This is a genomic window from Streptosporangium sp. NPDC048047, from assembly GCF_040653115.1.
Classification (GTDB): Bacteria; Actinomycetota; Actinomycetes; order Streptosporangiales; family Streptosporangiaceae; genus Streptosporangium.
This window is the reverse complement of the sequence record NZ_JBEZNH010000066.1, coordinates 24,513-42,041: the sequence shown is the minus strand read 5'-3', so window position 1 is coordinate 42,041 and position 17,529 is coordinate 24,513. Positions and strand designations below refer to the sequence as shown.

Genomic DNA, 17,529 nt, shown 5'->3' with positions numbered 1-17,529 from the left:
GATCCTCCAGGCACGCCGTCAACGCGGCCACCTGCTTGCTGGTCGGGCGGATCAGAAACTTGTACGACCTACGCACGGCGCTCCCCCTTGGGGGCGCGCTCGTGCTGGGTTTCGATGTGGCGCTGCACCGTCTCGGCGGACACCGCGCCGGTCGTGGCCACGAAGTACGACCGTGACCACAAGGTGGGCAGCCGGGATCGCAGGTGCGGAAACTCGCCGCGTAGGTGGTGGGAGGTGAAGCCCTTGAACCGGTCGGCCACGTACGACGGAGAGTTCTTCGGGTGCGGCTTGATGAACAGGTGCACGTGGTCGGGCATGACCTCCAGCGTCACGATCTCCCAGCCGTGCTCGGCGGCCTTGGCGCAGATCAACTCCTCCAGGCGGTCTTCGACCCGGCCACCCAGAACGGGGCGGCGGTATTTCGGGCACCACACGACGTGGTATCCGAGGTCGTACGCCGCGCCAGGGGAGGTGCGCACTCGACGAGCCACACGATCACTATGACAGCGCCATCCATCTGACACGCGATGATTGGAGAACCCCGATGCGCAGACCCGGTCGGTCAGGGCACGCTCGGGCCTTGGCGGCCCTCCCGCTCCCGATTCCCCCGCCGTCTGAAGGCGACGGCCCCCTCGGGAGGATCTGATGGAGGGCTCGGGCGGCCTGACCGACGCCGACGATCCCCGGCCGCGCTGGCCGGAGGTCGTCAGCGTAGCCTTTCGGGACGGTCTCCGGGGGCGGCGTCAGGCGGTGACGCGGTCGATGACCAGCGGGAGCAGGCCCGGGTCGGCGGCCTCGCCGACCGTGTAGGCGCCCTCCAGCGCCTCCAGCGCCCGATCGAAGCGTGAGGCGTCGTCGGCGTGCAGGGTCATCAGCGGCTGCCCCTCGCGGACCTCGTCGCCCGGCTTGGCGTGCAGCGTGATCCCCGCGCCGAAGGACACGGGGTCCTCCTTGCGCTCCCGGCCCGCGCCGAGCCGCCAGGCGGCCAGGCCCACGCCGTAGGCGTCCAGCGTGGCGAGCACGCCGGAGGCGGGGGCGAGGACCCGCGTGGTCTCGGCGGCGACGGGCAGTGGGGCGTTGGGGTCGCCGCCCTGGGCGCTGATCATCCGCCGCCAGACGTCCATGGCCGAGCCGTCCTTCAGCGCGTCCGCGGGGTCTTTGCCGCCGGTCAGGCCCGCGGCGTCGAGCATCTCGCGGGCCAGCCGTACGGTCAGCTCGACCACGTCGGCGGGGCCGCCGCCGGCGAGGACATCGACCGACTCGGCGACCTCCAGCGCGTTGCCCACGGCCAGGCCCAGCGGGCGGTCCATCGCGGTGAGCAGCGCGACCGTGGTGACCCCGGCGTCGGTGCCCAGCTCGACCATGGTGGTCGCCAGCTCGCGGGCCCGCTCGGGGGTCTTCATGAACGCCCCGGAGCCGACCTTGACGTCCAGCACCAGCGCGCCGGTGCCTTCGGCGATCTTCTTCGACATGATCGAGGAGGCGATCAGCGGGATCGCCTCGACGGTGCCGGTGACGTCGCGCAGCGCGTAGAGCTTCTTGTCGGCCGGGGCCAGCCCGTCGCCCGCCGCGCAGATGACCGCGCCGGACTCACGGAGCACGTCGAGCATCTCGGCGTTGGACAGCGAGGCCCGCCAGCCCGGGATGGACTCCAGCTTGTCCAGCGTGCCGCCGGTGTGGCCGAGGCCGCGGCCGGACAGCTGGGGGACGTATCCGCCGCACGCGGCGACCAGCGGGGCCAGCGGCAGCGTGATCTTGTCGCCCACGCCGCCGGTGGAGTGCTTGTCGGTGGTACGGCCGGGCAGCGCCGACCAGTCCATCCGGTCACCCGAACGGATCATGGCGGCGGTCCACTCGGCGATCTCCCGCCGGTTCATGCCGTTGAGCAGGATCGCCATCGCCAGGGCGGACATCTGCTCGTCGGCGACGACGCCCCGGGTGTAGGCGTCGATCACCCAGTCGATCTGCGCGGTGGACAGCTCGCGGCCGTCCCGCTTGGTGACGATGACGTCGATCGCGTCCATGGTCAGTCCCCCCGGCTGAGGTTGTCGGGCCCGAAGGCGTACGGCAGGATCTCCGCCATCGGCTTCGGGCCGTCCACGGTCTCCACGAGCAGTTCGTCGCCGCCGAACTCGTACAGCAGCTGGCGGCACCGGCCGCACGGCATGAGCAGCTCCTCGTGCCCGTCGACGCAGGTGAAGGCGACGAGCCGCCCGCCGCCGCCCGCCTGGAGCGCCGACACCAGCCCGCACTCGGCGCACAGCCCGACGCCGTAGGAGGCGTTCTCGACGTTGCAGCCGGACACGATGCGCCCGCCGTCCACCAGGGCGGCGGCGCCGACCGGGAACTTGGAGTAGGGCGCGTACGCGTTGGTCATGGCCTGCACCGCCGCGGTCCTGAGCGCCGCCCAGTCGATGCCGGTCTCGTCGTCCTCACCCATGGAGGGTCCCCCAGATGTCGTGGTCACTTCGCCTGTCCCCTGCGGTACGGCACGCCGTCCGCGGCCGGCGGGCGCAGGCGCTGCGCGGCCAGCGACAGCACCAGCAGCGTGGTGATGTGCGGAGCGACCGAGGTGAACTGCGCCGCGATGGTGTCGGTCAGCGCGAACACGGCGAACACCGCGACCGCGGCGACGGCGGCGATCAGCGCCGCCCGGGTGCGGCGCTGCCGGACGAGCTGGTAGACCGCGACGCCCGCGATCAGGATCGCGACGAGCAGCAGCAGCGCGTGCACCGACTCGCCGCCCCGGCGGAGCTGAAGCGCGTCGGTGTAGCCGAACAGCGCCGCGCCGGCCGCCAGGCCGCCCGGACGCCAGTTACCGAAGATCATCGCGGCGAGGCCGATGAAGCCGCGCCCGCCGGTCTGCCCCTCACGGTAGGCGCTGGCGGCCACCAGGGACAGGAACGCCCCGCCGAGACCGGCGAGGGCGCCGGAGACGACCACCGCGACGTACTTGTAGTAGTACACGTTGACGCCCAGCGACTCCGCCGCCACCGGGCGCTCGCCGCAGGAGCGCAGCCGCAGGCCGAAGGCCGTCCGCCACAGGAGGTAGAACGTCAGCGGGACGAGCAGGATCGCCAGGATGGTGAACAGCGAGACGTTCGTGGTCAGGCCGCGCAGGATGCCCGCCAGGTCCGACAGCAGGAACCACTGCCTGGACTCCAGCGAGGTCAGCGCGTCGGAGACCCCGGGCAGGCTGACGGTGCCCGGTTTGGGAACGGGCGGCGACTGGGTGTCGCCGCCGCCGGGCATCTCCGCGAAGGTGATCTTGGAGAGGAACTGGGTGACGCCGCCGCCCAGGATGGTGATCGCCACACCGGAGATGATGTGGTCGACGCCGAACGTCACGGTCGCGATCGCGTGCAGCAGGCCGCCCAGGGCGCCGCCGATCGCGCCGGCCACCACGCCCGCCCAGGGGTTGGCGAAGTGGATCGCGCCCCAGGCGCCGCACCAGGTGCCCAGGATCATCATGCCTTCGAGGCCGATGTTGACCACGCCGGCCCGTTCGGACCACAGGCCGCCGAGGCCCGCCAGGCCGATCGGCACGGCCAGCGCGACCGCCGCGTTGACCGCTCCGGCCGAGGTCAGGTCGACGGCGCCGGTGAGGGCACGGACGACCGACAGCAGGACGATCAGGGCGGCGAGGCCGAGCAGCAGGAGCCGCCAGGTCAGCCGGAGCCTGCCGGTCCCGCCCGGCTCCTGGACCCGCGCCTTCTCGGCGGTGAGGGCACCTTCGCTCATGCCGACGCTCCTTCAGGCCGAGCCGGGGTCTTGCCGGCCAGTTCCTTGCTCACCCGGCGCTGCCCGGCGGAGATCTGGTACCGGTGGACCAGCTCGTAGGCGACGATGACCGACAGGACGATCGTGCCCTGCATGATGGCGACGATCTCCGGGGAGATGTCGTGCAGCTGCAGGATGTTCGACGAGGCGTCCAGGAAGCCCCACAGCAGGGCGCCGAGCGCGATGCCGACGGGGTGGTTGCGGCCCAGCAGCGCGATCGCGATGCCGGTGAAGCCGAGGCCGGTGGGGAAGTCCAGGCTGTAGCTGTAGGACGCGCCCAGCAGCTGCGGCATGCCGATCAGTCCCGCCGTCGCGCCGGACATGATCATCGCGATGAGGACCATCTTCTTCACGTTGACGCCGCTGGCCACCGCGGCCGACTCCGAGCGGCCGGTGGCGCGCAGGTCGAAGCCGAAGCGGGTGCGGTTGAGCAGGACGTGGTACAGCACGCCCATGGCGACCGCCAGGATGATCAGCCCGAACACCTTCGTCCCGGTCCCGGGGATGAGCGCCAGCCCGGGTACCCGGGCGGCCTCCGGGATCGGCTTCGTGCCGATGTTGTTGCTGCCCGCGACCTCGACCGCGAGGCGGTCGGTGTTGAGCAGCCAGGCGCCGAGGGCGGTGGCGATGGCGTTCAGCATGATCGTCGAGATGACCTCGCTGACGCCGCGCCGCACCTTCAGCAGGCCGGCGATCGACGCCCAGCCGGCGCCGACCAGCATGGCGACGACGACGACGAGCACGGTGTTCAGCGGGCCCGGCAGGACGGCGGCGCCGCCCACGGCCGCGGCGATGAGCGCCGCGAGGCGGTACTGGCCGTCCACGCCGATGTTGAACAGGTTCATCCGGAACCCGATCGCCACCGCCAGCGCCGACAGGTAGTACGTCGTCGCGTAGTTCAGGGTGAGCACCATCGTCCGCGGCTGCACGCCGTAGTCGATCATGACGCCGAGCGTCTCCAGCGGCGGGTCACCGGTGGCCAGCAGGACGATCGAGGTGATCAGGCCGGCGAAGACGATGGCCAGGACGGGCGCGGCGAGCGAGAGCAGGCCGCCGAGCCTGGCCCGGCCGAGCAGCCGGTCGGTGAAGCTCGACCCGGCGGTGCTCATGCGACCACCCCGGCCGTGCCTCGCGTTGCGAAGATGTTCATGCCGCCTCTCCAGCACCGGTCATGGCCGATCCCAGCCGCTCGGGGGTCACGTCGCGCGGATCGACGTCCGCGACGATCCGGCCGCGCAGGATCACCTTCAGCGTGTCGGACAGGCCGATGAGCTCGTCCAGGTCGGCCGAGATCAGCAGTACGGCCAGGCCCGCGGCGCGCGCCGCGCGCAGGTGGTCCCAGATCGCGGCCTGGGCTCCGACGTCGACGCCGCGCGTCGGGTGGGACGCGATGAGGAACACCGGGTCGCCGCTCATCTCCCGGCCGACGATCAGCTTCTGCTGGTTGCCGCCGGACAGCGCCGCGGCGTCCACGTCGATGCCGGGCGTACGGACGTCGTACTCCTCGACGATGCGCCGGGTGTCGGCGCGGGCGCCGGACCGGTCGATCCAGGGGCCCTTGACGTTGGGCCGGCGCGTCTGGTGGCCGAGGATGCGGTTCTCCCACAGCGGGGCCTCCAGCAGCAGCCCGTGCCGGTGGCGGTCCTCGGGGATGTAGCCGATGCCGGCCTCGCGGCGGCGCAGCGTCGGCCAGGCGGAGACGTCCTGCCCGTCGAGCCGGATCTCGCCCTCGGCGGCCCGCATGCCCATGATCGCCTCGACGAGCTCGGCCTGGCCGTTGCCCTCGACGCCGGCGATGCCGAGGACCTCGCCCTTGCGGATGTCGAAGCTCACGTCGTCGACGACGGGGCGGCCGTCGGCGGAGCGGACCGTCAGGCCCCGCACCGACAACTCGACCGTGTCGGTGACGGTGGACTCGCGGGTCTCGGGGCTGGGCAGCTCGCTGCCGACCATCAGCTCGGCGAGCTGCCGGGCGGTGACGTCCTTGGGATCGACGCTCGCCACGGTCGTGCCGCGCCGGATGACGGTGATGGCGTCGGCGACCGACAGCACCTCGTCGAGCTTGTGGGAGATGAAGATGATCGTGAGACCCTCACGTACCAGCTCGCGCAGGTTGGCGAACAGCTCGTCCACCTCGTGGGGCACGAGCACGGCGGTCGGCTCGTCCAGGATGAGGATCCGGGCGCCGCGGTAGAGGACCTTGAGGATCTCCACCCGCTGCCGGGCGCCGACGCCGAGGTCCTCGACCAGGGCGTCGGGGTCGACGCCGAGGCTGTAGGAGCGGGAGATCTCCCGGATCCTCTCGCGGGCCGCGCCGAAGTCGAGGCCGAGTCCGCCCTTGCGGGGCTCGCTGCCCAGGACCACGTTCTCCAGGACGGTGAGGTTGTCGGCGAGCATGAAGTGCTGGTGGACCATGCCGACGCCGACCTCGATGGCGTCCGCCGGGGAGCGGAAGCCCACCGGCCTGCCGTTGACGCGGATCTCTCCCTCGTCGGGGCGCTGCATGCCGTACAGGATCTTCATGAGGGTGGACTTGCCCGCGCCGTTCTCACCGACGATGGCGTGGACGTGTCCCTGCCGCACGGACAGGGAGATGTCGCGGTTGGCCACGACCCCGGGGAATCTCTTGGTGATTCCCTCGAGCTCGACGGCCGGGGTCGAGGTGCTGATGACGGCCTCCTCCGCACGGACTGCGCGGGTCACGGAAGGTGAGTGAGGGTGGGAACGGACCGAAGGGCCCGGGGGTCGTCCGCCGGGCCCTTCGTCACTACCAGCTCAGGAAACGAGATCCGGTTCAGGAGTTCTTGTCGGGAACCGTGATCTCGCCGGAGATGATCTTCTGCTTGTACTCGTCGAGCTTGGACTTGATGTCGTCGATCTGACCACCGGTGGTGGAGTAGTCGACGCCGCCGGCCTTGAGGTCGTAGGTGGCCGGGCCGCTCTTGACCGCGCCGTCGGCGTAGCTCTTCAGGAAGTCGAAGACCGCGACGTCGACCTTCTTCACCATCGAGGTCATGATGACGCTCTGCAGCTCGGGGGCGGCGGTCTTCGCCTGGTCGGAGTCGACGCCGATGGCCAGGCCCTTGGCCGCCTTGGCCGCCTCGAACACGCCACCGCCGGAGCCGCCCGCGGCGTGGTAGACCACGTCGGCGCCCGCGTCGAACATGCCCTGGGCGGCCGTCTTGCCCTTGGCCGGGTCGTTGAAGCCGCCGAAGTCCGGCGGCTCGCTGATGTACTTGCTGTCGATCTTGATGTCGGGCTTGACCGCCTTGGCGCCGGCCATGAAGCCCGCCTCGAACTTCGCGATCAGCGGCACCCGGACGCCGCCGACGAAGCCCACGTGGTCCTTCTTGCTCTTCATCGCCGCGGCGGCGCCGACCAGGAAGGAGCCCTCGTGCTCGGCGAACATCAGGTTGGAGATGTTCGGGCCGGTGGCGTCGGCGTCGTCGACGATCGCGAACTTGGTGTCCGGGAACTCGGCGGCGACCTTCTTCAGCGGGCCGGAGTAGGCGAAGCCGATGGCGATGATCGGGTTGTAGCCGCCGTCGGCGAGCAGGCGCAGCCGCTCCTCCTTGGCCGCCTCGGTCTCGCCGTTGCCGGCCTCCAGCTCCTTGGTCTCGGCGAGGCCCAGCTCGCCCTTGGCCTTGTCCAGGCCCGCGGCGGCGGCGTCGTTGAACGACTGGTCGCCGCGGCCGCCGATGTCGTAGGCCAGACCGACCTTGGCGCCCTTGCCTCCGGCGGCGGCGCTGCTGCTCCCACCGTCAGCGGGCTTGGCCGACGACGGCTCCTCGCTTCCACCACATGCGGCAGCTCCCATGAGCATGCTGCCCGCCAGTACGGCGGCGGCCAGCCTGCCGTATCGGTTCTGAAGCAAGACGGACTCCCTTCGCGAATTCGTGCACGCGCGAAGAGACGCACGGCAACCCTGCACGGAAGATAGTTGCTTGACCAGCATTGACCAAACCAGCACACGAGTCCGCAATAGGTCCGTTATGCAGCTCAGGCCGCCCTGTGACACACGGCGGCGGCCCCATCTACCTACCGGTAATGTCGGCCGGCGCACCGAACCGCCCGTCGCCCGGCGGTTTCCCGTACGGGAGCCCTCCCCCGGACGGTCCCGGCCGCCGCCCCCGGTGTAGCGCATCTCACATCGTGGACAGACCGTAGATCTTTCCGGCGGGCCGCTCCGGGAGGCGCCCGGGGGACCGTACGGAGTAGGGCGTGACCGGGGGGAAGACCGCCGGCGGGACCGTCAGTTGTCGGCGTTCAGCGCCACGAGCGGCTCGCCGCTGCTGGGCCGCTGCCCCTCCCACAGGGCGGTGAGCGCGGTCGCCGCGAGGAAGCGCACCCCGGCGCCGACGCAGCTCTCGTCCACGTCGAAGGTGCCCTGGTGGATGTCGGCCAGGTGCGGCGAGCCCGGGGTGCGGGTGCCGAGCCGCGCGTAGGCGCCGGGGATCGACTCGAGGTACCAGCCGAAGTCCTCGCCGCCCAGGCTCTGCTGGGTCGGCGCGGGAGCCGCGTCGCCGAGGACGCCCTGGGCGGCCTCGGTGAGCATCTGCACGCTGACCGGGTCGTTGACCACCGGCGGGACGCCCCGGATGTAGTCCATGTGCGCCTCGACGCCGTAGGCGCCGGCGACCGAGTCGAGCAGCCCCTTGATCAGGTCGGGGGCGGCGTGCCAGGCGTCCTCGTCCAGGCAGCGCACGGTGCCCTCGGCCACGCCGTCGTCGGGGATCGCGTTGGCCACCGAGCCCGCCTCGACCCGGCCCCAGACCAGGCTCAGCGACGAGCGCGGGTCGACCCGGCGCGACAGCGCGGCCGGCAGCTCGGTGAGGATCTTGGCGAGCGCGAAGACGAGGTCGGCGGTGAGGTGCGGGCGGGCGGTGTGGCCGCCGGGGCCGCTGACCCGGATGGAGACCCGGTCGCAGGCGGAGGTGATCGGCCCGGACTTGAGGCCGACCTTGCCGACGTCCAGGCGCGGGTCGCAGTGCAGGCCGAAGATGCGGTCGACGCCGCTGATGCCGCCGGAGGCCATGACCTCCAGCGCCCCGCCGGGGAGCTCCTCGGCGGGCTGGAAGATCAGCCGCACCCGGCCGGGCAGCAGCCCGGCCTCGGCCTGCTGGGCCAGGAAGAGCGAGGTGCCGAGCAGGACGGTGGTGTGCACGTCGTGGCCGCAGGCGTGGCACACGCCGGGGACCGTCGAGCTGTAGGGCACGTCCTTCTCGTCGGGAACGGGCAGCGCGTCGATGTCGGCCCGCAGCCCCACGGTGGGGCCGTCGCCGCTGCCGACCTCGCAGATCACGCCCGTGCCGCGCGGCAGCACCGAGGGGACGAGGCCGGCCGCGGTCAGGCGGTCGGCGATCCGCTGCGTGGTGCGGTACTCGGCGAAGGCGAGCTCCGGGTGCATGTGCAGGTCGCGGCGGAAGTCGATGAGCTCCTGCTCGGACCCGGCGAGAAACGTATCGAGCTCTCCCCGGAGATTACGCCCCCGCATTGTGCACCTTCCCATCCGCGTCAGCGGCTTCGAACGTCGCGGCAATCATGAACGACTGCCCCGGAATCAAGTGATCCAACCGGCAACCTGAAAACGGCCGTCGCGCCGATGGGCCGGAGTGGATGCGTGGGCCGCGCCGGCGCGAACCGAAGAACGCCGACACGGAGGAACGAGCCAGTGTGAGGCGACCGGCGTACCGACGATGACATCGACTTTATCCCTCCCACGCGGCACCTCGCCGCCATCTGGACCAAATGTTTTGACGCCCCCTGGCCTTCTCAGGCACCTTCTGACCCGTTCGAACCACGAGTGATGACCCGTATTGGCCATGCCGGTAGCCGTACCGGGGGGTGGCGGGGAGGGTGCGCGGGCGCCGGGGGCGGTCCGGAGGCGATCCCGGAGGTGACAGGGGGGCGATCCGGGGAAGCGGGGTGGGGACGATGAGGACACGGCGCCCGGCGCCGGGGACGTCCGGGGCGGGGGGGTGGCCCGGATCGGCTCCCTTGAAACATCAACGAACTGGCAATTTACGTCACCTCAGGTGCCAGTGATCGAACCCGGCGGAGTGATGTCACCGGGAGAAACGCGTGCTTCACTCCGCATATGATCGCTCACATCCCGTTTGGGGAGAATCACTCCAGATTGAGCATCTTCGAACCGGATGAGGGGACCTTGGTGGTCATCCCATCGCTGTCCCTGCCCCAGGACGAGCTCCGCAGGATCACCGGCGCCCTGTGCTACGAGGAGCGGCTGCTGTTCCTGCTGCTGACACTCGGGCGGCCCTCCGTCGAGATCGTCTACGTCACCTCGACGCCCGTGGACAGCGCGATCGTGGACTACTACCTCGGCTTCCTCGACGACCCGGACGAGGCCCGCACGCGCCTGCAGATGATCAGCCTCGACGATCCGGACACCGCGCCGCTCAGCGCGGCGCTGCTGGACCGCCCCGACCTCCTCGACCGGATCCTCGACCGGACCGCCGGCCGGCCCGGCGGCGCGTGCCTGGTGCCGTTCGTGGTCAGCGAGCACGAGGAACGGCTCGCCGGGCTGCTCGGCCTGCCCGTCTACGGCCCGGCCACCTCACTGGCCCACCTGGGCTCCAAGAGCGGCGGGCGGACGCTGGCCGAGGAGGCGGGGGTGCCCACCCCCCGGGGCTTCTCCGACCTGCGGTCGCTGACCGAGGTCGAGCACGCGGCCCGCGCGATGGCCCCCGCCGCCAAGCTGATGGTCAAGCTCAACAACAGCTACTCCGGGCTGGGGAACGCGATCGTCATCAAGGACGACCGGCCGCTCACCGCCTGCCCCACGAGCTTCTCGGCGGCGGACGAGACCTGGACCACGTTCGCCGAGAAGATCGCCGAACGGGGCGCGGTGATCGAGGAGTTCGTCCAGGGCCGGCCGCTGCGCTCCCCCAGCGCCCTGGCCATGGTCACGCCGGACGGCGGCCACGGCGTCATCGCCACGCACGAGCAGATCCTCGGCGGCCCGAACGGCGACGTCTACAAGGGCTGCGTCTTCCCGGCCCGGCCGGAGTACCGCGCCGAGGTCGCCGCCTGCGCCGAGCGGATCGCCGGGGTCCTCGCCGCCCGCGGCGTGGTCGGACTGTTCGGCGTCGACTTCTTCGCCGTCAAGACCGACGGCGGCTACCGCACGCTGCTGTGCGAGGTCAACCTGCGCATCGGCGGCACCACGCACCCCCTGGGCGCGGCGATGCTCAGCACCGGCGCCGTCTACGACCCGGCCTCCGGCACGCTGCGGTGCGGGGACCGCGCCAAGCACTACGTGGCGACCGACAACTGCGACGCCGAGAGCCTCCGGGGCCGTACCCCCAGGGAGGTCATCAAGCTGGTGCAGGACTTCGGGCTGGGGTTCGACCGCGAGCGGCGCACCGGCAACGTGCTGCACCTCATGGGAGCGATCCCTCGGTACGGCAAGCTCGGCTTCACCAGCGTCGCCGACTCGGCGGAGGAGGCCGCCGAGCTACACCTGCGGACGCTGGAGGCCCTCCGCCGGGCCGTGTAGCCCCCGCGGGCCCGAGGAGCCGCGCGCCCCCCGCAGGCCCCGCACGCCGATCGTGCCGATGACGAGCGCGAGGAGGACGTTGAAGGCCGCCAGCACGCCGTGCACCACGTAGAAGGACGTCGGGTGCCCGTCGGCGAGGTTGAAGCCAAGATTGATCCACTCGAAGATCATGAAAGCGGCGACACCGACCAGGAATCCGGCGATCTTTCGCGACATTTGCATGGCTTCAGTATCGCGGTGCGACATTCCCCCCTGGTCAGGGCGTGGGGCGGCTTCTCCGAAACCGGGCGAAGCTACCCTGAGATCACTATGGGGATGAGACATGCCGCGCCCGCGGGGGCGCTGATCGCAGCGACCGCCCTCCTCGGCGTTCCCGCCCACGCGGAGGCCGCCGCGCCGCCCGCGCCCGCCCACGCCGGCGACGGGCCCGTCGCGGCCGCCCACGCGAGCAGCGGACCGGTCGCGCCCGCACGCACGGGCGACGCGCCGGCCACGGCCCCCGGCGCGGGAAACGCGTCCGGCGCGCCCGCCCGCGCGGAGAACGGGCCGGTCGGCGGCGCCGAGCTCGGCAGGCACGGCGTCATCGCGCCCCTCGGGACGAAGGCCCCGCCCAAGACGGCCGCCCGGTCCTACGTGATCGCCGACGCCGACACCGGCGAGGTGCTCGCGGCCAAGGACCCCCACGGCCGGTTCCTCCCGGCGAGCACGCTCAAGACCCTGACCGCGCTCACCCTCATCCCGAAGATCGACAAGAAGCTGAAGATCAAGCCGAGCCGGAACGCGGTGGACCAGGAGGGCAGTGCCGTCGGCCTGGTCACGAAGCCGCTCTACACCGCCGAGGACCTGTTCAAGGCGCTGATGCTGGTCTCGGGCAACGACTGCGCGATGGCGCTGGCCGAGGCGAACGGCGGACTGGACAAGACCCTCCGGGAGATGAACGCCGAGGCCCGGCGCCTGCAGGCGTACGACACGGTGGCCAAGACGCCCAGCGGGCTGGACAAGCCGGGCCAGAGCAGCTCGGCCTACGACCTGGCGCTGATCGCCCGCGCCGGGCTGGCCGACCGGGACTTCCGGCGCTACGTCAGCCTGAGGACCGACAAGTTCCCCGCGCCCAAGGGCTACTACGAGATCGGCAACCACAACAGGCTGCTCGGACGCTACCCGGGCATGATCGGCGTCAAGAACGGCTGGACGACCAAGGCCCTGGGCAGCTTCGTCGGCGCGGCCCGCCGCGACGGCCACACGATCATCGTGTCGATCATGCGGCACGAGGGCTACTTCTGGGACGACGTCGCCAAGCTGCTCGACTGGGGCTTCTCCGCCCGCGGTAGGGTCACGCCCGTCGGGCGGCTCGTGGACCCCGTCCCCGAGGCCGCCCCGACCCCGGTCCTCCCGGCCGCGCCGCAGGTGCGCGCGAGCGCCACCCCGGCCGCCGCCGCCCGCGAGCCCGCGGGCGGCCCCTCCCCCGTCGTCTGGTACGCGCTGGGCGCCGTCCTGCTCGGCGGCACGACCTGGCTGGTGTACGGCCTGCGCCGGCGGCGCCGGGCGGACTGAGGCCCGTTCACGGGCCGGGCGGACCCCCGGCCCGTCAGGACCGGTCCCGCGGACCCTCGCCGGGCCGGTCGCCGTCGGGCCGGTCGTCGTCGGGCCGATCGTCGCCCGGCTCCGCGACGTCCCGCCGGTCGTCCCCCGGTGTGCTCCCGCCGGGCAGTGCGCCGGGCGGGAGCACGCCGGGCGGGACGGGCGTGGGCTCGGGCGGCGGGCCGAACGTGGCGGTCTCCGTCCATGCCGCCGCGAAGAGGATCACCCTGGACGACAGGTTGATCCACACCAGCAGCCCCACCATCACCGCGAACACCCCGTAGATGGGATTCTCCAGCGTGCGGGACAGGATGAACGTGGCGAGCTGCTTGAGCAGGCCGAAACCGATCGCGCCCAGCAGCGCGCCGCGCAGCAACGCCTTCCCCGGCTGCCGGGAACGGCCCACCCAGCGCAGGATGATCAGGAAGAGGACGACGTCGGCCCCCAGGCTTACCGCCAGGCCCGCGAGCCGGATCGCCGTCCAGCCGACCGGCGAGTCTCCCAGCCCCAGCCACCCGGCCACCGTGCCGCCCGCCTGGGTGGCGAAGCCGCCGACCAGCACCGAGGTGATCGCGGTGACGCCGATCAGCGCGAAGGCGGCCAGGTCCCGGAGCTTGGCCAGCAGGAAGTTCAGCGGCGGCTCGGTGGTCATGAAGACCTCGCGGAGCGCGCCGCGCAGCGCGTCGATCGCGCCGAGCCCGGCGTAGAGCAGGCCGACGAGGCCGATGATCCCGGCGCTGGCCCGCGAGTCGGCGATCTGCTTGATCGGGAGTCTCGACGACAGGCCGGGGAGGTAGGCGTTGATGGCCTTCTCCAGGGCCTCCGTGGCGTTGACGTCCACCGTCAGGAAGTAGCCGAAGACCGCGAAGGCCAGCGCGATGATCGGGAAGAACGACAGGAACGCGAAGTAGGTCACCGCCCCGGCCAGCCGGTCGCCGGACTGCACCTGGTACCGCTGCACGCTCCGGATGAGGTGGTCGAACCACGGCCACCTGATCCGGTTGTCCTCGATGGCGTCCCGGCCCCGCTCGCGGGCCTTCCGGATCCGCTCCTGCACGCTCGTCACGCGGTCCTCCTACCCCGATCACCGCCGTGCAGCGCGCGGGACGCGCGCCGTACGGCGGCCGGGCGGGTCAGAGGGTGGGCAGGAAGCCGATGCGGTCGCGGACCTTCGCCATCGTCTCGGCGGCCACCGCGCGGGCGCGCGCGGCGCCGGCGGCGAGCATCCGGTCGAGCTCGGCCTCGTCGGCGAGCAGCTTCTCGGTCCGCTCCCGGATCGGCGTGAAGGTCTCCGCGACGGCCTCGGCGACGTCCTTCTTGAACGTGCCGTAGCCCTGCCCGGCGTACCGGGCCTCCAGCTCGGGGATCGGCGTGCCGGTCAGCGCGGACTGGATCCGCAGCAGGTTGGTGACGCCCGGCTTGTTCTCCTCGTCGGCGACGACCTCCGAGCCGGTGTCGGTGACCGCCCGCATGATCTTCTTGCGGAGTGCGGAGGGCTGCTCCAGCAGGTCGAGGATGCCGGCGGGCGAGGAGGACGACTTGGACATCTTGGCCGTGGGGTCCTGGAGGTCCGTGATCTTCTCGACGCCCTTGACGATGTGCGCCGCGGGCATCGTGAACGTCTCGCCGAAGCGGTGGTTGAAGCGCTGCGCGAGGTCGCGGGTGAGCTCCAGGTGCTGCTTCTGGTCGGCCCCGACCGGGACCTGGTCGGCCTGGTAGAGCAGGATGTCGGCGGCCTGCAGGATCGGGTAGGTGAACAGGCCGACCCCTGCCGAGCTCTCGCCGTGCCGGGCCGACTTGTCCTTGAACTGGGTCATCCGGGCGGCCTCGCCCATGCCGGTGAGGCAGATCAGCACCCAGGCCAGCTCGGTGTGCTCGCGGACGTGGCTCTGGACGAAGACGGTCGAGCGCTCGGGGTCCAGGCCGGCGGCGAAGAGCTGGGCGGCGGCGACGCGGGAGCGCCTGCGCAGGACCTCCGGCTGGTGCTCCACCGTGATCGCGTGCAGGTCGACGACGCAGTAGAAGGCGTCGTAGCCCTCCTGCATGGCGACGTACTGCCGCACCGCACCCAGGTAGTTGCCCAGGTGGAAGGAGTCGGCGGTGGGCTGGATACCGGACAGGACACGAGGACTGGCCATAGCATGCAATTCTGTCAGCTGTCAGGAGTGGTCGGTGCCTCCGCGGCCCCCGCCCGCCCGGCGGCCCCCGCCGGTTCCCCGGGCTCCATAGGGTCGGCGGGGTCCGACGGCTCCGCGGGCACGAGGCGGCGCTTGACGCGGACCCGCGAGACCCTGCGGCCGTCCATGCCGGTGACCGACAGCTCGAACCCGGGGATCTCCACCCGCTCCCCCATCGCCGGCAGGTGGCCCAGGGTCGCCATGACGAACCCGCCGAGGGTCTCGTAGGGGCCGTCCGGCAGGCGGATCCCGGTCTCGGAGGCCACCACGTCGAGGTTGGCCAGGCCGTCCAGCTCGACCTCCCCGGCAGGCAGCACGACCGGCTTGTCCTCCAGGTCGTGCTCGTCGCGGATGTCGCCGATGAGCTCCTCGACCAGGTCCTCCATCGTGACGATGCCGGCGGTCCCGCCGTACTCGTCGACCACGATGGCCAGGTGGTGGCCCTCGCGGCGCATCTCCGACAGGGTGGCCATCAGCCGCTTGGTGGTGGGCACCAGCTTGACCGGGCGGATCGGCACCAGCTCGCTGATCGGCTCGATCGACCCGGTCAGCACCGGGTCGAGCAGGTCGCGGATGTGCACGAACCCCACGACGTCGTCGTAGGAGTCGCGGTAGACGGGGAAGCGGGAGTGCGGCATGGCGGCGGCCAGGACGGCGGCCTCGGCCAGCCGGGTGTCGGCCGACATGAACTCCACCTCGGTGCGGGGCAGCATCACCTCGCGGAGCTGCCTCTTCCCGGCGGCGAAGACCTCCGCGATCAGGTGGCGCTCGTCGGCGGTGAGCTCCTGGTGGCCGACCACCATGTCGCGCAGTTCCTCGGTGGTGATCGCCTCCCGGTCCTCCTCGGGGTTGCCGCCGAGCAGCTTGACCACGCCGTCGCTGGACTTCGACAGCGCCCAGATGACCGGCCGCGACAGCGCGGCCATCCGGTCCAGGAACGGCGCGACCAGCAGCGAGATGCCCTCGGCGCGCTGCAGGGCGATCCGTTTGGGCGCGAGTTCGCCCAGCACCAGGGAGACGTAGGAGATGGCGAGCGTGACCAGCACCAGGGCCAACGGGGCGGCGAGGGTCGAGGGCACCCCCCAACCGGCCACGGCCGGGACCAGGTCCCGGGCGAGGGTGTCGGCGCCGAAGGCCGCCGACAGCATGGTCGCCACGGTCACGCCGATCTGCACGGCCGACAGGAAGCGGTTGGGGTCGCGGGCCAGCCTGGCCGCCCGCGCCCCCCTGCGCCCCCGGGAGTCGAGCCTGCGCACCTGGCTCTCCCGGAGGGAGACCATGGCCATCTCGGCGGCCGCGAAGAAGCCGCCGATCAGTATGAAGAGCAGCACCAGGGCGATGTTCGCCACGACGCCGTTCACGAGTACGTCTCCGTCATGGCCGTCGCCCGTTCCGACTGTGCCCGATATTTGATGTGCCAGCATATGCTGGCATCAGGTGTACAAAAGTAAACAAGTGTAAACACCACCAAACAGGAGGGTCTGTGAAGCTGCTGGTCACCGGGGGGGCCGGGTACATCGGGAGCGTCGTGGCTGCTCAGCTCGTCGAGGCGGGCCACCAGGTCACCGTTCTCGACGACCTCTCCACGGGTCACGCCGACGCGGTGCCCGCGGGCGCGCGCTTCGTCGAGGGTTCGATCACCGACGCGGCGGACGCGCTGGCGGGAATGGACGGCGTGCTGCACTTCGCGGCCAGGTCCCTGGTGGGCGAGTCGGTGCGCGAGCCCGCCCTCTACTGGAACCACAACCTCGGCGGCACCCTGGCCCTGCTGGACGCGATGCGCGCCGCCGGGGTCGGCCGGATCGTCTTCTCCTCCACCGCCGCCGTGTACGGCGAGCCCGAGCGCTCCCCGATCGAGGAGGGCGACCCGACCCGGCCCACGAACCCCTACGGCGCCTCCAAGCTCGCGGTGGACACCGCGCTGACCGCGTTCGCCCGGATGTACGGCCTGGCCGCGGTCAGCCTGCGTTACTTCAACGTGGGCGGCGCCCACACCGCCCGCGACGGTCGCTCCTACCGCGAGCGGCACACCGTGGAGACCCACCTGATCCCTAACGTTCTCGCCGTCGCGCTCGGCGGACGCGAGTCGGTCGACGTGTTCGGCACGGACTACCCCACCGCCGACGGGACATGCGTGCGCGACTACATCCACGTGGCCGACCTCGCGCGGGCGCACCTGCTGGCGCTGGACGCCTGCGCGCCGGGCGAGCACAAGGTCTACAACCTGGGCAGCGGCTCCGGCTTCTCGGTGCGGGAGGTCGTCGAGGTCTGCCGCGAGGTCACCGGGCACGCGATCCCGGCGGTCGTCCGCGAACGCCGGGCCGGGGACCCCGCGGTGCTGGTCGCCTCCTCCGCGAGGATCCGGCACGAACTGGGCTGGAAGCCGGAGCGCACCACCCTCCGCGAGATCGTCGCCGACGCCTGGGCCGCCCTGCCCCGCTGACGACCCCGTACGGCGGGCGGCCTCCGGCCTCG

15 protein-coding genes are annotated in these 17,529 nt (G+C 71.7%); 3 read left to right on the top strand and 12 right to left on the bottom strand.

What is annotated here, in order from left to right:
• Positions 1-68: 68 nt before the first annotated feature.
• The 8 genes from tnpA to AB0D67_RS34265 all read right to left on the bottom strand — a co-directional run bounded on the left by tnpA (position 69) and on the right by AB0D67_RS34265 (position 9,274).
• Positions 69-491 carry an IS200/IS605 family transposase gene (tnpA, locus tag AB0D67_RS34300; RefSeq protein ID WP_362945223.1) on the bottom strand — a complete coding sequence of 141 codons (423 nt, stop codon included), beginning with the start codon at positions 489-491 and terminating at the stop codon, positions 69-71.
• 252 nt (positions 492-743) lie between these two features.
• Entirely contained in the window at positions 744-2,024 is a 1,281-nt protein-coding gene (locus tag AB0D67_RS34295; protein ID WP_362945221.1) for a thymidine phosphorylase, read from the bottom strand.
• Positions 2,025-2,026: 2 nt separating this feature from the next.
• Positions 2,027-2,440: a cytidine deaminase gene (locus AB0D67_RS34290; protein WP_362945219.1), complete on the bottom strand. Its 414-nt coding sequence runs from the start codon at positions 2,438-2,440 to the stop codon at positions 2,027-2,029.
• A gap of 23 nt (positions 2,441-2,463) precedes the next feature.
• Positions 2,464-3,741: an ABC transporter permease gene (locus AB0D67_RS34285; protein ID WP_362945217.1), complete on the bottom strand. Its 1,278-nt coding sequence runs from the start codon at positions 3,739-3,741 to the stop codon at positions 2,464-2,466.
• Complete coding sequence (locus AB0D67_RS34280) at positions 3,738-4,889, bottom strand: ABC transporter permease (protein WP_362945215.1); 1,152 nt, start codon at positions 4,887-4,889, stop codon at positions 3,738-3,740. The genes AB0D67_RS34285 and AB0D67_RS34280 overlap by 4 nt, the downstream gene beginning before the upstream one ends.
• A gap of 37 nt (positions 4,890-4,926) precedes the next feature.
• The gene (locus AB0D67_RS34275) at positions 4,927-6,483 is read right to left on the bottom strand and encodes an ABC transporter ATP-binding protein (RefSeq protein WP_362945213.1); all 1,557 of its coding nucleotides are present in this window, start codon (positions 6,481-6,483) and stop codon (positions 4,927-4,929) included.
• A 91-nt stretch (positions 6,484-6,574) separates the two neighbouring features.
• Entirely contained in the window at positions 6,575-7,654 is a 1,080-nt protein-coding gene (locus AB0D67_RS34270; protein ID WP_362945211.1) for a BMP family ABC transporter substrate-binding protein, read from the bottom strand.
• A gap of 378 nt (positions 7,655-8,032) precedes the next feature.
• Positions 8,033-9,274, bottom strand: coding sequence for an amidohydrolase (locus tag AB0D67_RS34265; protein WP_362945209.1), 1,242 nt, complete (start codon positions 9,272-9,274; stop codon positions 8,033-8,035).
• A gap of 675 nt (positions 9,275-9,949) precedes the next feature.
• On the opposite strand from AB0D67_RS34265, the gene AB0D67_RS34260 reads away from it, so the two are divergent.
• Complete coding sequence (locus AB0D67_RS34260; protein ID WP_362945225.1) at positions 9,950-11,296, top strand: peptide ligase PGM1-related protein; 1,347 nt, start codon at positions 9,950-9,952, stop codon at positions 11,294-11,296.
• On the opposite strand, the gene AB0D67_RS34255 is transcribed toward AB0D67_RS34260, so the two are convergent.
• Positions 11,255-11,518, bottom strand: coding sequence for a hypothetical protein (locus AB0D67_RS34255; RefSeq protein ID WP_362945207.1), 264 nt, complete (start codon positions 11,516-11,518; stop codon positions 11,255-11,257). The two genes, AB0D67_RS34260 and AB0D67_RS34255, sit on opposite strands and share 42 nt — an antisense overlap.
• 87 nt (positions 11,519-11,605) lie before the next feature.
• On the opposite strand from AB0D67_RS34255, the gene AB0D67_RS34250 reads away from it, so the two are divergent.
• The gene (locus tag AB0D67_RS34250) at positions 11,606-12,850 is read left to right on the top strand and encodes a D-alanyl-D-alanine carboxypeptidase (RefSeq protein ID WP_362945205.1); all 1,245 of its coding nucleotides are present in this window, start codon (positions 11,606-11,608) and stop codon (positions 12,848-12,850) included.
• Between the two features lie 34 nt (positions 12,851-12,884).
• On the opposite strand, the gene AB0D67_RS34245 is transcribed toward AB0D67_RS34250, so the two are convergent.
• The 3 genes from AB0D67_RS34245 to AB0D67_RS34235 all read right to left on the bottom strand — a co-directional run bounded on the left by AB0D67_RS34245 (position 12,885) and on the right by AB0D67_RS34235 (position 16,415).
• The gene (locus AB0D67_RS34245; protein ID WP_362945203.1) at positions 12,885-13,943 is read right to left on the bottom strand and encodes a YihY/virulence factor BrkB family protein; all 1,059 of its coding nucleotides are present in this window, start codon (positions 13,941-13,943) and stop codon (positions 12,885-12,887) included.
• Positions 13,944-14,010: 67 nt separating this feature from the next.
• Positions 14,011-15,015 carry a tryptophan--tRNA ligase gene (gene trpS, locus AB0D67_RS34240; RefSeq protein WP_362945201.1) on the bottom strand — a complete coding sequence of 335 codons (1,005 nt, stop codon included), beginning with the start codon at positions 15,013-15,015 and terminating at the stop codon, positions 14,011-14,013.
• Positions 15,016-15,029: 14 nt separating this feature from the next.
• Positions 15,030-16,415 (bottom strand): hemolysin family protein, encoded by a 1,386-nt coding sequence (locus tag AB0D67_RS34235; RefSeq protein WP_362945199.1) that lies wholly within the window; start codon positions 16,413-16,415, stop codon positions 15,030-15,032.
• Between the two features lie 122 nt (positions 16,416-16,537).
• Here AB0D67_RS34235 and galE point away from each other — a divergent pair, with 122 nt between their 5' ends.
• Complete coding sequence (gene galE, locus AB0D67_RS34230) at positions 16,538-17,497, top strand: UDP-glucose 4-epimerase GalE (protein WP_362945197.1); 960 nt, start codon at positions 16,538-16,540, stop codon at positions 17,495-17,497.
• Positions 17,498-17,529: the final 32 nt, after the last annotated feature.